We start from the raw sequence: 16,695 nt of genomic DNA on the forward strand, positions 1-16,695 counted from the left end.
CTTAGGCTCGGTGTGCCAGAACGAAGGCTTGAATCCGTGGGCCGCCGCGATGGGCCATCCCTGGCCCAGCGCGGCTAACCCGGCGTCCTGCCGGGTTACCCACGGATTCAAGCCTGCGTTCGGCCAGCGTGGTTTTACGGGGCGATTGAGATCAAAGGCCAGTTCAAGAGCCAGATCAAAAGCGGTACTTGTGCCTGTCTCGCTTTTCTGTGGGAGCTGGCTTGCCTGCGATGCAGACACTTCGGTACATCAGGCACACCCGATTGAGGCCATCGCAGGCAAGCCAGCTCCCACAGTTGACCGAGTTTGGTTTCAGCTATCAGGTCGGCTGGCATGCCGAGCCTAAGCGAGGCACCGAGTGGTGGGGCGATAGCCTTTTGGTTACTTTTGGGCTCTTCCAAAAGTGACCCGCTGTAAGAGCGGAACCATAAGCCGCCGTTACCGAAAAAACGGATATGTACACGATTAAAAATTCCACCCAATCACCCGTCATGGTCATTTATGGAAAAGTCAAAGTTTCGCAAACTCGGAATGCTCGCCATCCTGGCAGTCGCCATCGGCCTAGTGGTCTACGCCGTCCAGGCCCCCGCCGACGCCCCCCAATACCTCACCGCCACCGCCGAACGCGGTGACATCGAAAACGCCGTCCTGGCCACCGGCCTGCTCGAAGGCATCAAACAGGTCGACGTCGGCGCCCAAGTCTCCGGCCAACTCAAATCCCTCAAGGTCAAAGTCGGCGACAAGGTGAAGAAGGGCCAGTGGCTCGCCGAAATCGACCCGCTGATCCTGCAAAACACCCTGCGCAAAGCCCAGGTCGACGAAGAAAACCTCCAGGCCCAACGTCGCGCCACGGCGGCGCAGCTCAGGCAAGCCAAGTCGGTGTATGAGCGCTACAAAGGTCTGCAAGTCGACGAGTCGGTCTCGCGTCAGGATTTTGAAGACGCTGAATCCACCTATCAGGTGCAGCAAGCCAACCTGTTGTCCCTGGACGCGCAAATCAAAAGTGCGCACATCCAGATCGACACCGCCAAGGTCAACCTGGACTACACCCGCATCAACGCGCCCATCGACGGCGACGTGGTGGGCATCGTCACCCAGGAAGGCCAGACCGTAATCGCCAGCCAGCTGGCGCCGGTACTGCTCAAGCTGGCCGACCTGGACACCATGACCGTCAAGGCCCAGGTCTCGGAAGCAGATGTGATCCACATCAGCCCCGGCCAGCAGGTGTATTTCACCATCCTCGGCGAGGCCGACAAACGCTATTACGCCAAGCTGCGCGGCACGGAGCCGGCGCCGCAGAACTTCCTTGAAACCCAGACCGCAGGCACCCCGAAACAGAACACCGCAGTGTTTTATAACGCGCTGTTCGACGTGCCCAACCCCGACCATCGCCTGCGTATCGCCATGACCGCCCAGGTGCGCATCGTGCTCGACACGGCTCAGGCGGCGTTGATGATCCCGGTGGCGGCACTGGGGGCGCGTAACAACGATGGCAGCTACCCGTTGCGCGTGCTGGATGCCAAAGGCAAAGCAGTGTCGCGGGATGTGAAAACCGGCATCAACAACAACGTCAAGGTGCAGGTCCTCGAAGGCCTGGCCGAGGGCGATAAAGTGGTGATCGGCGATGCAACCCCAGCCGTGGCAGGGAGCTGACGGATGACCCAGCCACTGTTGGAACTCAAGGGCATCACCCGCAGTTTCATGGCCGGCGAGCGCGAATTCATTGCGCTCAAAGGTATCGACTTGACGATTCATGCCGGGGAAATGGTCGCGATCATCGGCGCTTCGGGCTCGGGCAAGTCCACGCTGATGAACATCCTCGGCGGCCTGGATTACGCCACCGCCGGCAGCTACAAGATCAATGGCATCGAAACCCGCTCGTTGGGCGATGAACAGCTGGCGGAACTGCGCCGCGATTACTTCGGGTTTATCTTCCAGCGCTACCATTTATTGGCGCACCTGAGTGCCTTGCACAACGTGGAAATGCCGGCGATCTATGCCGGCACCCCGGAGACTCAGCGCCACAGCCGCGCGCGGGAATTGCTTGAGCGGCTGGGGTTGGCGGGGCACACGACGCACCGGCCGAGCCAGTTGTCTGGCGGGCAGCAGCAGCGGGTGAGTATTGCGCGGGCGTTGATGAACGGCGGCGAAGTGATCCTCGCCGACGAGCCCACTGGCGCCCTCGACACTCACAGCGGCAAGGAGGTGATGCGCATCCTCGCCGAGCTGCACGCGGCCGGGCACACGGTCATTATTGTCACCCACGACCCCAAGGTGGCAGCGAATGCCCAGCGCATTGTCGAGGTCAGCGATGGCGAGATTGTCAGCGACAAGGCCAACGCCAGTGTCGGCCTGGAACTGCCGAGCGATGCGCCCATCGAGCCCAAACGCAGCGGCGCACGGCGCTTGGTGGCGAGCCTCGGGCTGTTCAAGGAAGCGTTCAACATGGCCTGGGTGGCGCTGGTGTCGCACCGCATGCGCACCTTGCTGACCATGCTCGGCATTGTGATTGGCATCACCTCTGTGGTGTCGATCTCGGCCATCGGCGAAGGCGCCAAGCGGTATGTACTGAAGGACATTCAGGCGATAGGCAGCAACACCATCGACATCTTTTCCGGCACCAGTTTTGGCGACAGTCGCGCCTCGGCCATCGAGACCTTGATGCCTTCGGATGTGGAGGCGTTGAACCAGCTGTATTACGTCGACAGTGCCACGCCAGTGGTGGGGCGAAATCTGTTGCTGCGCTTTGGCAATATCGACCTGGATGCCCAGGTGAACGGTGTGAGTGATCGCTACTTCAAGGTCAAGGGCTTGAAACTCGAAGCCGGCATCGCCTTCAGTGAAAGCGACGCGCGGCGTCAGGCGCAGGTGGTGGTGATCGACCACAACACTCGGCATCGACTGTTCGGGCCAAATGTTGACCCGTTGGGCCAGGTGATCCTGATCGGCAACCTGCCGTGCACGGTGATCGGGGTGACGGCTGACAATAAAAACATGTTCGCCGCGAGCAAGGCACTCAACGTGTGGGTGCCGTATGAAACCGCGGCGGGGAGGCTTTTGGGCCAGCGCCACTTGGACAGCATCACCGTGCGCATCAAGGATGGCCAGCCTAGCAAAGTGGTGGAAGACAACGTCAACAAGCTGATGCTGCAACGCCATGGCACCAAGGATTTCTTCACTAATAACCTCGACAGCATCATGCAAACCGTGCAGAAAACCAGCCGCTCGCTGGCGCTGCTGTTGTCGCTGATCGCAGTGATTTCGTTGTTGGTGGGGGGCATCGGGGTGATGAATATCATGCTGGTGTCGGTCACCGAACGCACCCGCGAGATTGGTATTCGCATGGCGGTGGGCGCGCGGCAGTCGGATATTCGTCAGCAGTTCCTGGTGGAGGCGGTGATGGTGTGTTTGATCGGCGGGATCATCGGGATCTCGCTGTCCTATGCCATCGGCTACCTGTTTTCGTTGTTTGTGAAGGAGTGGGAAATGGTGTTTTCAGTCGGCTCGATTGTCACGGCCTTTGCGTGCTCGACGCTGATCGGAATTGTGTTCGGTTTTGTGCCCGCCCGGAACGCGGCGCGGCTGGACCCGATTGAAGCATTGGCAAGAGACTGAGCGGAGCAACTCTCACTGACAAAATGCAGATCAAATGTGGGAGCGGGCTTGCTCGCGAATACGGTGTGTCAGGACCAGATTTACTGGCTGACACTCCGCATTCGTGAGCAAGCCCGCTCCCACATTTTAGATCGGTGTTGGCTTAAAAACTGGCGCCTTCCTCAGTCGAATACATCCACCGCAACAACGAATGCCGCCCGCTGATCCCCAGCTTGATCGCCGCGCGCTTCAAGTAGCTTTCAATGGTGTTGACCTTCAGCGTCAGTTGTTCCGCCAGCTCCGGCGCAGTCCGCCCGGCCAGCAGCCCGACACACACTTCCAGTTCGCGGTTGGACAAGGTCAGCCCTGACTGCACCAGGCGTTCTTCAATACGCCTGCGCAGGCTTTCGATGCCCTGGTTTTCCGGCACTGCCGGCGCGCTGTTCGGGGGGCACGGCTGAATCGCGGCGATGTGCTTTTCTACCATCGGCAGCAGCAGGGTGGAGAACTCCTGCAGCATGCTGCGTTCCTGCGGCGAAAAGCTTTCGGACTGGTGCGAGCGGTACACCGACAGCACATAGCGCACATCGTCCTTGCGGCGCGTGAGGTGCAATTGTGCGGCGGGTTGCTCTTCGCCCAGGGCCACCACCGAATCGGTGTAGACCGGGCTGATCTTGCGACGGGTATTGCCTTCGGGGTTCACCCGCAGTTGGGTGATATGCGTGGCGTCCACTGCCAATTGAGTGAGGATCAGGTCATGCAGCATGCGTGGGAAATGGCGACTGCCGGTGCTTGCGATGACCTTGCCTATATGTGGGAACAGGTGTGAATTCATCAATTCATCCATGAGTTTCGAGTGTAGGAATTCAGCCTTATAGCGACGGGATTTAAGAAGGTAACGTATGTGAATAACCTACAGTGATAATGCTCCCGCGACTCGTATGCTAGTACAGCCTGGCAAAAGCAGGGGGATCCAATCTGCAAAAAATCAGATTAATGACGGATAACGGCGGTCGGACCGGTCCGACCAACGCGTGTAGGAGGGCATTACCACAAGCGTGGGCGTTATCTGACAGCGTGCGCCGCCATCATGGCCTTGAGCAACAGTGCTTCAAACACCCGCTGCGCCCGTGGCTCATCCGTGTGGGCCACGTTGAACCGCATCGAGTCGCGGTGCGCCGGGTCGTAGCCGAACAGCGCACCGGGGGCCAATACCATGCTGCGTTTCAGCGCTTCCTGAGCCAGCAGCTCGCCGTTCACGCCGGGCGGCAGGCGCGCCCAGATAAACATTCCGCCCTCATAGGCCATCGGCAGCTCGCAGCCGCAGCGTTTGAGCCATTGCTCGACGCGCCCGCCGGACTCCATCAGACGCTGCACCATGCGCTTGCGGTGCTTGGCGTAACTGCCCTCGCTGAGCATGCGGTAGACAATCTGCTCGAACAGCTCCGAGGTCACGCCGCCGCTCATCAGCTTCATATTGGTCAGGTTGGCCGCCAGCTGTGGCGCGGCCACCACGTAGCTGACGCGAGTATTGGCGCTGAGGATCTTCGAAAACCCCGACAGGTAAGTGACCTGGTCCAGCCCGGCGAGGGCGGCGAGGCGTGGCGGTGGGTTGGGGTGCAGGTCGCCGTAGAGGTCATCCTCGACGATATGGCAGTGGTATTGCTGAGTCAGTTGCAGCAGGCGAAACGCCTGGCTGGGGCTGAATGAGTGGCCGGTGGGGTTATGCAACACGCTGGTGGTCAGGTAGAGGCTGGGGCGATGCTCGGCCAGCAGGTGTTCGAGGGCGGTGAAGTCGAAGCCGTCGGGGCGGCGCTGGATGGTCACCACCTTGACCCCGTGCAACGCCAGGTTGGCGTGAAAGTTGAAATAGCACGGCGCGTCCAGCAGCACCGTGTCGCCGGGGCGGGCGAGCAGGCGCATCAGCATGTCCAGCCCCTGCACGGTATTGGGCGTGGTGATGATTTGCTCCAACGGCACCGACAGGCCTTCGGCGTGCAGCTTCTGTTGCAGGGCCTGGCGCAGCGGCAGCAGTCCGGCCGGCGTGCCCAGCCCGGCAATCCGCAACGACGGTGCGCGCACCACGCTTCGCATGGCTTGGCGGATGGCCTCAGCGTTCAGCCATTCTTCCGGCAAGTGGCCGCCGCCGGGGCGCAGCTCGCCGCCGGCGGCCACCAGCGGGCGGCGCAGGACGCTGAGCAGGTCCTGGGGCAGCAAATCTACCCAGGCCACCGAGGCGGGGCGTGCGGTGTCCATGGCCACAAAGTAGCCGCGGCCCTGGCTGGACGTCAGCAGGTTGCGCCCGCGCAGGCGGTCCAGCGCCTCATTAAGGGTGAACTTGCTGACGCTCAGGGTTTGGGTCAATTCACGCACCGACGGCAACTTGCTGCCGGGTGCCCATTCGCCATTTTCGATGGCCTGGCTGAACGCCTCGACAATCTGCTGGACCTTGGGCGTGCCTTCCACGAACGCGATGGCGGATACAAACATAAACCTTCCCTTTCTTTGCCGGTGTTTTTACCGGTGAAGTTAGGCGGGATTAGGCCTCACTTTACCTGCCTTGTGCAATGCAGCTCCCCTAGACTGCGCGCCATCTCGCCAGGAATTGGCGAAATTTCCTACAAGCGAGCAATGGATTTCGCATTCTCATGAAGACTTATATGTGCGCACCCTGCGGCTTTATGTACGTAGAAGAATTGGGCATTCCCGAAGACGGAATCCCGGCCGGCACCCCTTGGGAAGAGGTGCCGGAAGACTGGACATGCCCGGACTGCGGCGTGACCAAGGCCGATTTCATGGCCATCGAACTTTAAGCTCCATCAACGAAAGGAATCGCACCATGGAAAGCAAACTGATCAACCCTACCGTGCCGTTTTGTACCGGCGTGGCCCACCAGAAATACCTCGGCGCCGAAAAAGGCCTGCAAACCGCCATTGAAGGTGACTGCACCCACTGGTACATCGACGGCAGCCTGTTTGGCGAAATGGTCGACGACTGGACCGATGAGCGCATCGCCGATGTGCAGGCGCAGATCGCGGCGACCGGCGTGAAGCCGATTTTCCACGGTAACTTCAAGGCGCCGCTGGGCAGCGACGTCGAGGCGTTCCGGGCGGCAGCGGTGGACTACGTGAAGAAAGAGATCGACATCGCCAGCCGTCTGGGCGCGCCGTTGATCATCCACGGCGGCTGCATCGTCGAGCCGAAAATGGTGTTGATGGCCAAGAAGGTCGCCCTGGAGCACTACCTCAAGTCGGTACAGGAACTGGCGCGCTATGCCGAAGCCCGGGGCACCGATATCTACCTGGAAAACCTGTCCAACTACGTCAACTACCGGCCGTTCCACTACATCTTCACCCATGAAACTGAATACGCCTTTGTGTTTGAGCGGCTGCAGGAACACAGCAATGTGTACTTCTTCCTGGATGCGGGCCACGCCAATATCGAGAACGGCCTGCCCGCCGAAGTGGTGCGCAAGTATCACCACCTGATCAAGGGTATTTCCTTCAGCAACAACAACGGCGTGCAAGACCAGCACTTCGGTATTCACGATGGCAATTGTGACTACGCCGATGTGGTGCAGGCCATTGTCGAAACCAACTGGAAAGGCTTGGTGGCGTTCGAAACCCGCAACCAGACCGCCAAGGCCGCCCTGGCAGACCTGGCGCTGATGTACCGCGAATCCCTGACGACCGAAATCGCGGTTGCCTGATGGGCCATGGGGTGGGCGCTGCGGTGTCCACCCCGTTGCTGTTGTTTCTATAGACCCAAGGTCCCGGACCATGACAACTGCGTTAACGCTGTCTTCGTTTCTCTATTTTCTGTTGTTTTGCGCCACCATGACCTTCAGTCCCGGCCCCATGACATTGCTGCTGTTGAGCCTGGGTTTGAAGGACGGCCTGCGCAGTTCGATCCCGGCGCAAATTGGCGCCAGTGTGTCGTACCTGATTTCGATCCTGATTTTTGCCGTGGGTTTTTCGGAGCTGATCAAAGGCAACATCGCGATTACCCAGACCATCCAGTTTGTCGGCGTTGCCTACATTCTTTACCTGGCCTACAAGCAGTGGACCAGCAGCGGCGTGTCGCTCGGCAAGGCCGCTGCCGTTGAAGGCTCGCGCAGCCTGTTCGGCAAGGGCTTGCTGACCGGGTTTTCCAACCCCAAGACCATCATTATGTTCAGCGCCGTGTTCCCGCAGTTCGCAGGCTCAGGGGAGCACAGTTCAGCGGCGGATATCGCCATCCTCGGGCTGACATTTCTGACGCTGCAATTTGCCAGTGGTTGCCTGTACTGCTATTTCGGCCAGCGCATCAAGCACGTGCTGGAAGACCCAAAGCGCCGGGTGTTGTTGCAGCGAATCACGGCCGTGTTGTTGCTCGGCGTAGCCGTGATGCTGGCGCGGGGTTTTTCGCACTGAGCGGGGTCATGAGGGATAGTGGCTATTTGCCGTTCCCCTGATAGACTCCAGGCATTCATCCAGGATCACACGCCACCATGTCAGCCGCCGGAGGAAATGGACTTCCGCTCGCTTCACGGTTGTATAAATCGCGCACCCTGGGGCTCACGCTCGGCTTTGTGTGTGTGGTGTTTGGCATGTACCCGCTGCATCCGCCGGTTTGGGTGTGGGCCTGGATGCTGATCAACGCATTCGTCTGGCCGCATCTGGCTTATCAATCTTCCCTGCGTGCCACCAGTACCCTGCGCAGTGAGCGGCGCAACCTTTTGTTTGATTCGTTTTGCGGCGGCTTCTGGGTCGGCGCCATGCACTTCAACCCGCTGCCCAGCGTGACCACGCTGTCGATGATGACCATGAACAACGTCGCCATCGGCGGGCCGCGCTTCATGTTTGCCGGTTGGGTAGCGCAGGCCTTGGGTATCGGCGCGTCGTTGTTGATATTCGCGCCCGCGTTTATTGCGGTCACTACCCAGACCCAGCTGTATGCCTGCCTGCCCATTCTGATGCTCTATCCCCTGGCGCTGGGCTGGATTTGCTATCGCCAAGCCGTGACCCTGGCCCGACACAAGCGCGAATTGCTGGCCCTGAGCCGCACTGACAGCTTGTCCGGCCTGCTTAACCACGGCGCCTGGAAAGACCACCTCGAGATCGAGTTTCAACGTTGCCGCCGAAGCGGGGCTGGCGCCGCCATCGCACTGATCGACATCGACCACTTCAAGATCATCAACGACACCTACGGCCACGTCACCGGCGACATCGTCCTGCGCCAATTGAGCAAAGTGCTGCGCCAAAACCTGCGCGTCACCGACCTCGCCGGACGTTACGGCGGCGATGAATTCTGCGTGATCCTGCCGGACATGCCCCTCAACCGCGCCACCGAAGTGATGGATGCCCTGCGCGACCGCTTCAACGCGCTGGCCTACGCCCAGGACCCGACCTTGCGCGCCAGCTTGAGTATCGGCCTGGCGCCGTATCAACCGTCGCATCCCGATTCCACCCGTTGGCTCAACGACGCCGACCAAGCCTTGTATGAAGCCAAGAGCAGCGGGCGCAACCGCGTGAGTTCAGTGCAGGGCAGTTGGTTGCGGTCGGTTTAGTGGGGTAGGGTGTCGCAGCACCTCTCAACAATAAACAAGGATCGGTTCATGCTCTTCACCTTCTCCCGTACCCTCCTGGCTGCGACCCTGGCCTTGTCCTTCGCCGTGCCTGCCTACAGCGCCGAACCCCACACACAAATCCAGGCAGATGCCGAACAGTACAAGGCCGAGGCCCTGAAACTGCTGGAACGCCTGGTGAATATCGACTCCGGCTCCGGCTACGAGCCGGGCCTGACCCAAGTGCGCGACATCGCCGTGGACGAGCTGAAACAACTCGGCTTCTCGATTGAGCTGGTGCCGGACAAAGCCGCCAACAACAGCCACGTGATCGCTACCCTCAAGGGCACCGGCAAAGCCAAAATCCTGCTGATGGCCCACATGGACACCGTGTTCAAGGAAGGCTCGGCCGCCGAACGCCCGTTCCACATCAAGGACGGCCGCGCCTACGGCCCCGGCGTTATGGATGACAAGGGCGGCATCGTTGCCGGCATCTACGCGCTCAAAGTCCTGAAAAACCAGGGCTTCAAGGACTATGCGCAAATCACCTTCCTGCTCGACGCCAGCGAAGAAACCGGTTCCGAGACGGCTTCCGAGCTGATTCGCAAAACGGCCAAGGGCCACGACGTCACCCTCAACCTTGAGCCCGGCCGCCCCGCCGATGGGTTAGTGGTCTGGCGCAAAGGCAGCGCCACAGCGGTGGTTGAAGTCAAAGGCAAAGCCGCCCATGCAGGCGTTGCGCCAGAACTGGGGCGCAATGCGGCCATGGAAGCGGCCCACCAGATTTTGCAACTGGGCAAGTTGGGTGATGAAGAGAAGAAAACCACCATCAACTTCACAGTGATCAAGGCCGGTGACCGAACCAACGTCATCCCCGATCAGGCCACGGCCAAGGCCGATGTACGCGCGGCGTTGCCGGAAGAGTTTGATCGGATCGAGAAGGACTTGGCCCGTGTTTCGGCGAACAAGCTAATTCCGGATACCGAGGTGAAGACTACGTTGCTGCGCGGCCTGCCGCCGATGCCGCAGACGCCGGAGTCGGACAAGTTGGTGGCGATTGCCCAGGGGATTTATGGGGAGTTGGGGCGCACGTTGACGATTGAAGGCAGTGGCGGGGCAGCGGACGCGAGTTTGTCAGCCGGGGTAGGGACGCCTACGCTGGATGGGTTTGGGATTGTCGGTGGGAATATTCACACGCCGGAGGAGTATGCGGAGGTGGAGAGCGTGGTGCCGCGGGTTTATTTGTTGAGTCGGATGATTGTGGAGCTTTCGAAGCGGTGATTTGAGTGGGCGGCTCATTTGCTTTGGGTGAGCACGCCTTTCAGGTCGACGAGTTACTTGTGGCGAGCGAGCTTGCTCGCGTTGGGCTGCGTAGCAGCCCCATACCCGGCGATGCGAATCTGTCTGAATAGGTTCGTTGTCATTATTGGGGCCGCTGCGCAGCCCGGCGCGAGCAAGCCACAGGGGGACGTCTTATTCTTGCCAAGTGGATTGGTCCTCGAGGCTTGCTTTTTCAAGGTCGTCTCGCCAGCCCTCATTAGCGAGTCTGAAAATGTCTTCGAAGAAGCTTCTGGGGTTGTCCATACGGTCCCACCCGCAAGGTAGTGAGCAATGGGAGTTAAGGTCTTGGTGCAAAATTTTTGAAAAGTTGTATTCGTTATTATCAAGAGCTGCACTTAGAACGTCGATTAGGCTCTTTTTGTGCCTGTAGCTTAAGTCTGAGCTTCTGTCGATAATCAGATGTTTGATTAGATAGGCTCTATCTTCGGGTAGGTTTATGTCATAAGTTGCAATGGCGGCCCCCAGAGTATCCTCGCGGTCGTAAATATCGAACCCTCCCAGGAAATATTGCAATTTTGGCACGTACGGTATGTTAAGGAACGGGTGTTTCAACATTAGCGTTTACTCACGGGAAAGGCGGTGTAGAGTCGTTTTGTCTCACGATCGAATTTTGCAACGGCTCTGTTCATGTTTTCATTGAGTTCGGGGGACTCGAAACATTGTTCATTGGGTATGTAGCCCCGCCCGCACCCTTGCATTTCCATTTCAACAATAGGGTTTCCATATTCATCCTCTCCTGTAAAAATCTCTAGTTTGCGTACACTTCTTGAAGTGGATTCTTCAAGTACTGCAAGTTGTACTCTATAGTTTTTGAATTGAGCGCTTGGTTTTATTGCGCCTTTTTCTCCGGTGATAGGGTTAGTGCCGTCGATAGATCGCTGTTTTAGGGCTGTATCGGGTATTTCGGCGCTATGGTTTTTAACGATGCTCATGGGTTTTCCTTTTTTTGAGGGCGGAGATAACGCTTATGCCGTGGGTGACGCCTATGTTGATTCGTTTGCAGTAGCTTCAGCATCGTAACTTAATAAACAGCTAAGTAAGGTGTTCATGAATTTTCTTTTGTCCAGGATTTCATCTTCAAAGTACGTGTCAAAGAGGTAAAACACAGAGTCAAAGCTGTCTCCTACTGCTAGAAAATGCTGCAGCGTATCAATGTGCCACTGTCTTTCGTCATGCTTATATTTCATGAATTCTGGCTTTGTTAACTTTTCAAATAATTCTTTAAGGTCTTTTTCGAGATTTACATTCTTTGAGGAAATTAATTCCTCCCTTTCCGGATTGTACGAGTTTTCTATGCAGTAAGTGAATAGAAGGCCTTGGGTGATTGATAAGCATGGTTTAAATTTCATTAGAAATCTCCATAGGCTGTGATAGGTTGCCCAGCTTCATTCAGGATAACTTTGGCTTTTTTTGTTTTTCCGTATTTGTAGCCATCTTTTTTGTAGCCCTCGCCAATTATTTTCCCCATGTTCATAGGTTGTCTCGACGCGGACAAATTGACGTGCTTGAGTATGAACTGTGCACGGTAGATTGCATTTAGTTGATCTCTGTGGCTCAGGAAGTGGGTCGCAGCACTAGGCGTTCTGGGGGCTCCTGCGTGTGGGCCACTTGTGTACCTTTCTATCTCTCCAGTAGTGGGGTTTTTTGCTGTTTGTACCCGTTCCAATTGAGATTCCAGTGTCGTTTGTGCTCCGTGCTTTTCAAGAAAGTGCGCCCCAGGGTTTGATGCCTCCAGTTCTGTTAAGCGCCGATGAGCATTTGCTTCGCCAAGCTCATTGATACGTGCCTGTCTCTGCGCACGACTCAGTTGCGGTAAAACCGGCTCCCCTTGATTAACCCCTGCTGTAGGTTCTCGGAGTGTACTGTCTGACTTGCATCCGTTCCCGCCGGGGCAGGCATTCAACCCCAACGGATCTACCCATCCCGTAGGATTGGGCACGTATTGGTACGCATTGATCCCGCCAGCCAATTTCACCGGGTCCGGCGTCAGGTAACGACCAATATCCGGATTGTAGTAGCGATGGCGGTTGTAGTGCAGGCCGCTTTCCGGGTCGAAGTATTGGCCCTGAAAGCGCAGCGGGTTGTCGATTTTTCCGACATCCAACCGACTGATTTTGCCGTAGGCCTTGTAATGCGCGGACCAGACGATTTCGCCACTGGGACTGGTGAGTTCCTGCGGTGTACCTAGGTGGTCGAGTTGGTAGTGGAAGGGCTTGGTTTCTTTTGGGCCAAAGCCTTCCAGTAGCGCCAGCGGTCGGAAGCTATCAGGTTCGTAAATGTAGCTGCGGTGGCGATCGGCGTGGTGTTCGGCGATCAGCTTGTCGCCTTGCCAGAAGAACTCGGTCGTTATGTCGTCAACGGTTTTGCTGATGCGCCGACCGAACGGGTCGTAGCGGTAGCTGGCGGTTTGTCCGTCTGGTTGGGTAATGCCAATCAGCCGATGCTGGCAGTCGTAGCGGTATTCGGTGACTAACCGGTGTTCGCGCCCACGCCGTTCGCGGATCAGATTACCGAAGGCATCGTAGTCGTACTGATGATCGCCCTGAATCATCAACCGATTGCCAGCCACGATGTCCGGTCCGGGGCGATCCTGCATCAGCAGGTTGCCCGCCGGGTCGTGGCCGAAGCGTTCCTGCTCGTCTTGCGAGTGAGCGACGCGGGTCAGGCGGGCGAGGGGGTCGTACTGGTAATGGTGTTCGCCTTTGCGGGTGTCGAGGATGCGGCTGAGGTTCCCGGTTTTGTCGTAGTCGTAGTGGCGTTGGTAGAGATCGTGTTTCTGCTGAGTGACTACGTGGGCGTGCAGGCGGTTTTGCTCGTCGTACCCGTAGTGGCTGATCAGTTGGCCTTGCTGGCGTTGGCGTTCGCGGCCTGCCTTGAATAGGTGGGAGGTGAGGGGGGCGCCGTTCAACTCGACGGTGGCAAGATGGCCGCCTTTTTCATGATTGAAGGTGAGGCGGTTGTTGTCCGGCAGGCGCAGGTTTTTCAGATGACCGCAGGCGTCGTAGCCATAGCGCAATGTGCCCCAGCCTTGGTGTTCGGCGGTGAGGCGGTTTTGCTGGTCGTATTCGTAGGCCAGCGCCCAGTGGCCGTCGTTGACGCCGAGGAGATTGCCTTGACGGTCGTAGGTGTAATCGACGGTTTTGCCGTCGGGGAGGGTTTTTCTTACAAGGCGCCCGGCGTGGTCTCGCTCGTAGCATGTGATTAGCTGGCTGCCGTCGTCGCCGTACTCGGTCTTTTCCTGCAGGTTGCCGTTGAGGTCGTAGAGGTAGGCGGTGCGCTGGCCGTCAAAGCCAGTCTCTTGCTGGATCAGGCCGTTGGGATGGTATTGCAGCGCATAGGTCTCGCCGACCTCGTTCTCGATTTCGGTCAGCAATAACCGCGTGTTGTCGTAGCGGTATTTGACTTGGGTGCCGTCAGCATTGAGGCGGCGGCTGATGAGGTGCAGGCCGTCGCCGTATTCGTAACGGGTGACGTTCCCCAGCTCATCACGTTCAGCGGTGATTTTTCCGTAGGGGTTGTAGCTATATTCCCGCGTAGTGCCGCCCGGCAGAACCACGCGAGTCAGCCGACCAACATTGTCCAGCTGGTACTGAGTCAGGGCGCCAAATTCATCCTCGCGCGCAACCTGTCGGCCCAAGTCGTCATAGCGATAGCGCTTAACCCCGCCATTGGGTAGTTGTTCCTCAGTGAGCTGCCCTCGCTCATTCCACACCAGCCGATGACAGCTGTTGTCGGGATACCAAACCCCCGTCAGTTGCCCGTGTTTGTTGTAGCTGTAGTCGGTAACGCTGCCGGAAGGATCGGTCTTACGCGTGACATCGCCCTGATCATTGCGCTCATACTTCCAAATCGCGTCACCACGACGTACAACGCGTACGAAACCGTTGTCATGCTCGTAGGAAGTCGGTTCATCGTCCCCGGGAAATAGCGCCACCAACCGTCCGGCGTCGTCGTATTCATACGCCGTCACCGCACCCAGCGGGTCCTGCTCAACTGTCAGCCGGCCTTTGTCGTCGTAGGACTTGAGGTGCTGCGCGCCATCAGGGTCAACACGCTGCACCAGCCGCGCACGCTGATCGTGCACGTACACTTCCTGGCTACCATCGGCGTTGTGAACCGTGACATTGCCGTCATCACCCCACACATACCGCGTGTCCATCTGCGAAAAACTGGCCCAGTGCCGAACACACCGTGCCGCCTTGCCAGAGCGTTCCCACTCCCAAAAGAAACTCGCCCCACCGGCCAACTGGCGTTCAAGAATGACGTGCTGCTCGTCGTACCGATAAACCTCACTTTCGCCTACGGCATTGGTCGCCGAAGCCAGTCGTCCTGATTCGTCGTATGCGTAGGAAACGACGTTCTGCTCAGTAACCCAAACAAACGGCCCAGGCCCGTCAGCCCGATGAACCTGGTAATCCACCGCAACAATGTGGCCATGCTCATAGCGCAAAAGCAGCGAACGACCCACACCGTTATCGAGCCGCTCAACCCGTCCCAGCAGGTCCCGAAAAATCCGCAGCCTGTTGTCGTATGTGTCGCTGATCGCTGTTAGCGAACCATCGCGAAAGTGGTAGAACCGCGAGCCCTGAGCCAGCACTAACTCGTCAGGCAATGAACCCAAATAAATCGCAGCTTCAGCGAGGCTATTGGTGATCGCAGGCCGGGAAACAGTAGGCAACGGAAACTCGGTAATCCGATTCTCGTGGTCCGTCCAAACCACCAAATCACCCACCACCGCCAGCCGCTGAGCCAGCGAATGACTCCAGCCAAACCCCAACCCGCAGTCCACCTCCACCGCACTGGTGCGATATAACCGCGTCCACTCAAACGGCAAAATCCCGTCCAGCGTCCCGTCGGTCAGTGTCAGCAGTTCCTCCCCGGTCACCATCGACACCGGGCAACCGTTGGTAGCGGTCTTATCCGCAGAAGCCGCCGCATCTCCGTTCTGATTCTTCCCAGAGGAGGGCACATCGTCGACATGCTCTTTCTGCTTAAGCACCGCGTTCTGCCGCGCCCGCCAGCGCATCTGCATCGTGCCTTGCTTCAACCCGCCCACCACGCCGCGAACCGCCACTGCCTTGTAGCGATCCACCGCCTGCATGAACTTCGTCAGAATCCCGAGCAGGCTCCTGACAAAGCCCACTGCAGCATTCAGAATCTGCTTACCGTACTTGACCAGCCGCAACCCCAGATAAGCCACACCTGCCGCCGGCAACGCGATGGTCAGCACCGCGCCAATCACCAGATCAATCAGCAACGACACCACAAACCCAGCGGCCATTTCGGCCGTCTGGCTCGGTGGAAGCGCGGCCAGCCAGAGCATTGCCGTGCGCACCATCAGGTACAGCGCCGCCTCATCACTGGCGAGCAGCATGGCCTGTTCCATGACCTTCGGCGTGTCCGTAGCCAATTGCGCCAACTTGGCCGCCTGATCACCCAGTTGCTCGCCGAACTTCAACGGGTCTTCGAGAATCGCCTGCACCAGCTTGAGGCTGTCCCACACTTCCTTGATCGCCGCCCAACTGCCCGCCAGTACGCCGCTGCCGATTGCGCTGGCGGTCGACTGTTGCCAATACGGTTTGAATTCTTTCCATTGCTCGCGCAGCCACTGCTCCAGGTCCGCCGTCAGCCCGGCGTAGGAGGCAAACAGCGCATCCACTTGCTCCTCTGAAACGCCGCCTTGCACTCGCACCTGGTAGCGCCCGCCGGCCGCACAGTGGTGCGAGCCTTTGCCATGCTCATCGAGCATCACCACCGTGGAGCTGCCGTCATCCAGCCCGATCACTTCAACCGGGATATCGCCGATCGGCACGTCATACACCGACTCGAACTTACTTTCGATCTTCAGCTCGCCGCCCAGCTGGCACATCACGACAGTGCCTAAAACGTCCGGATCAGTCGTGCTCACCACGGTCTGTGAATTGCCCATCCGCAACACCCGCTCCATCCCCAGCAGCGAGGGCAAATCTGCGGCATGGCTGACCGAATCCAGTGCGCGCGAATACCAGGCGCCCATTTGCTGGCGATACTCCGCCAGGCTCTGATGAAAGCCATTGAGCTCGTGTTCGATTAAGGCAATGTGGGAGGTGTTGCTCATGCGTGACGTCTCCATGGGGGAGACGCGGCGGAGACAGCCCCAACAATCAGGGCACTAACGAAAAAAACCATCTGCAATCCCTCGCACTGTGTGATCAGGCGAAGGACTTTGCAGAGGT

The 16,695-nt window shown here is 58.4% G+C and carries 12 protein-coding genes; 7 read left to right on the top strand and 5 right to left on the bottom strand.

The genetic code is table 11. From position 1 onward, the window contains the following. Positions 1–501: 501 nt before the first annotated feature. Both macA and ACP7A2_RS17405 read left to right on the top strand, forming a co-directional pair. Entirely contained in the window at positions 502–1,653 is a 1,152-nt protein-coding gene (gene macA / locus ACP7A2_RS17400; protein ID WP_348062361.1) for a macrolide transporter subunit MacA, read from the top strand. A gap of 3 nt (positions 1,654–1,656) precedes the next feature. Further along, positions 1,657–3,615 (top strand): MacB family efflux pump subunit, encoded by a 1,959-nt coding sequence (locus tag ACP7A2_RS17405; protein ID WP_426135213.1) that lies wholly within the window; start codon positions 1,657–1,659, stop codon positions 3,613–3,615. Positions 3,616–3,757: 142 nt separating this feature from the next. On the opposite strand, the gene ACP7A2_RS17410 is transcribed toward ACP7A2_RS17405, so the two are convergent. Together ACP7A2_RS17410 and ACP7A2_RS17415 are read right to left on the bottom strand one after the other, a co-directional pair. Then, entirely contained in the window at positions 3,758–4,429 is a 672-nt protein-coding gene (locus ACP7A2_RS17410) for a helix-turn-helix transcriptional regulator (RefSeq protein ID WP_426135214.1), read from the bottom strand. 230 nt (positions 4,430–4,659) lie between these two features. Next, a complete protein-coding gene (locus tag ACP7A2_RS17415; protein ID WP_426135215.1) occupies positions 4,660–6,084 on the bottom strand; it encodes a PLP-dependent aminotransferase family protein in 1,425 nt (474 codons plus the stop codon). Positions 6,085–6,242: 158 nt separating this feature from the next. Here ACP7A2_RS17415 and ACP7A2_RS17420 point away from each other — a divergent pair, with 158 nt between their 5' ends. The 5 genes from ACP7A2_RS17420 to ACP7A2_RS17440 all read left to right on the top strand — a co-directional run bounded on the left by ACP7A2_RS17420 (position 6,243) and on the right by ACP7A2_RS17440 (position 10,420). Further along, complete coding sequence (locus ACP7A2_RS17420; RefSeq protein WP_016968943.1) at positions 6,243–6,407, top strand: rubredoxin; 165 nt, start codon at positions 6,243–6,245, stop codon at positions 6,405–6,407. Positions 6,408–6,433: 26 nt separating this feature from the next. Then, positions 6,434–7,303 carry a sugar phosphate isomerase/epimerase family protein gene (locus tag ACP7A2_RS17425; RefSeq protein WP_426135216.1) on the top strand — a complete coding sequence of 290 codons (870 nt, stop codon included), beginning with the start codon at positions 6,434–6,436 and terminating at the stop codon, positions 7,301–7,303. A gap of 70 nt (positions 7,304–7,373) precedes the next feature. Beyond that, positions 7,374–8,006: a LysE family translocator gene (locus ACP7A2_RS17430; RefSeq protein ID WP_426135217.1), complete on the top strand. Its 633-nt coding sequence runs from the start codon at positions 7,374–7,376 to the stop codon at positions 8,004–8,006. Positions 8,007–8,083: 77 nt separating this feature from the next. Further along, complete coding sequence (locus ACP7A2_RS17435) at positions 8,084–9,142, top strand: diguanylate cyclase (protein WP_426135218.1); 1,059 nt, start codon at positions 8,084–8,086, stop codon at positions 9,140–9,142. Between the two features lie 48 nt (positions 9,143–9,190). Beyond that, positions 9,191–10,420 carry a M20/M25/M40 family metallo-hydrolase gene (locus ACP7A2_RS17440; protein ID WP_426135219.1) on the top strand — a complete coding sequence of 410 codons (1,230 nt, stop codon included), beginning with the start codon at positions 9,191–9,193 and terminating at the stop codon, positions 10,418–10,420. 614 nt (positions 10,421–11,034) lie between these two features. Here ACP7A2_RS17440 and ACP7A2_RS17445 read toward each other — a convergent pair. The 3 genes from ACP7A2_RS17445 to ACP7A2_RS17455 are packed head-to-tail and all read right to left on the bottom strand — an operon-like array spanning position 11,035 to position 16,577. Then, the gene (locus tag ACP7A2_RS17445) at positions 11,035–11,412 is read right to left on the bottom strand and encodes a hypothetical protein (protein WP_426135220.1); all 378 of its coding nucleotides are present in this window, start codon (positions 11,410–11,412) and stop codon (positions 11,035–11,037) included. 51 nt (positions 11,413–11,463) lie between these two features. Then, positions 11,464–11,829 (bottom strand): hypothetical protein, encoded by a 366-nt coding sequence (locus tag ACP7A2_RS17450; RefSeq protein WP_426135221.1) that lies wholly within the window; start codon positions 11,827–11,829, stop codon positions 11,464–11,466. Continuing rightward, positions 11,829–16,577 (bottom strand): RHS repeat-associated core domain-containing protein, encoded by a 4,749-nt coding sequence (locus ACP7A2_RS17455; protein ID WP_426135222.1) that lies wholly within the window; start codon positions 16,575–16,577, stop codon positions 11,829–11,831. Before ACP7A2_RS17455 ends, ACP7A2_RS17450 begins: the two co-directional genes overlap by 1 nt. Positions 16,578–16,695 lie beyond the last annotated feature (118 nt).

It is taken from the genome of Pseudomonas sp. PWP3-1b2, from assembly GCF_049896045.1.
In the GTDB taxonomy this organism is placed as follows: Bacteria; Pseudomonadota; Gammaproteobacteria; order Pseudomonadales; family Pseudomonadaceae; genus Aquipseudomonas; species Aquipseudomonas antarctica_B.

Bases quoted from the DNA above. Each gene is read 5' to 3' on its own strand.
- ACP7A2_RS17435 (WP_426135218.1), top strand. From the start codon at position 8,084: ATGTCAGCCGCCGGAGGAAATGGACTTCCGCTCGCTTCACGGTTGTAT.
- ACP7A2_RS17430 (WP_426135217.1), top strand. From the start codon at position 7,374: ATGACAACTGCGTTAACGCTGTCTTCGTTTCTCTATTTTCTGTTGTTT.
- ACP7A2_RS17425 (WP_426135216.1), top strand. From the start codon at position 6,434: ATGGAAAGCAAACTGATCAACCCTACCGTGCCGTTTTGTACCGGCGTG.
- ACP7A2_RS17440 (WP_426135219.1), top strand. From the start codon at position 9,191: ATGCTCTTCACCTTCTCCCGTACCCTCCTGGCTGCGACCCTGGCCTTG.
- ACP7A2_RS17455 (WP_426135222.1), bottom strand. From the start codon at position 16,577: ATGAGCAACACCTCCCACATTGCCTTAATCGAACACGAGCTCAATGGC.
- ACP7A2_RS17450 (WP_426135221.1), bottom strand. From the start codon at position 11,829: ATGAAATTTAAACCATGCTTATCAATCACCCAAGGCCTTCTATTCACT.
- ACP7A2_RS17415 (WP_426135215.1), bottom strand. From the start codon at position 6,084: ATGTTTGTATCCGCCATCGCGTTCGTGGAAGGCACGCCCAAGGTCCAG.
- ACP7A2_RS17445 (WP_426135220.1), bottom strand. From the start codon at position 11,412: ATGAGCATCGTTAAAAACCATAGCGCCGAAATACCCGATACAGCCCTA.
- ACP7A2_RS17405 (WP_426135213.1), top strand. From the start codon at position 1,657: ATGACCCAGCCACTGTTGGAACTCAAGGGCATCACCCGCAGTTTCATG.
- macA (WP_348062361.1), top strand. From the start codon at position 502: ATGGAAAAGTCAAAGTTTCGCAAACTCGGAATGCTCGCCATCCTGGCA.
- ACP7A2_RS17410 (WP_426135214.1), bottom strand. From the start codon at position 4,429: ATGAATTCACACCTGTTCCCACATATAGGCAAGGTCATCGCAAGCACC.
- ACP7A2_RS17420 (WP_016968943.1), top strand. From the start codon at position 6,243: ATGAAGACTTATATGTGCGCACCCTGCGGCTTTATGTACGTAGAAGAA.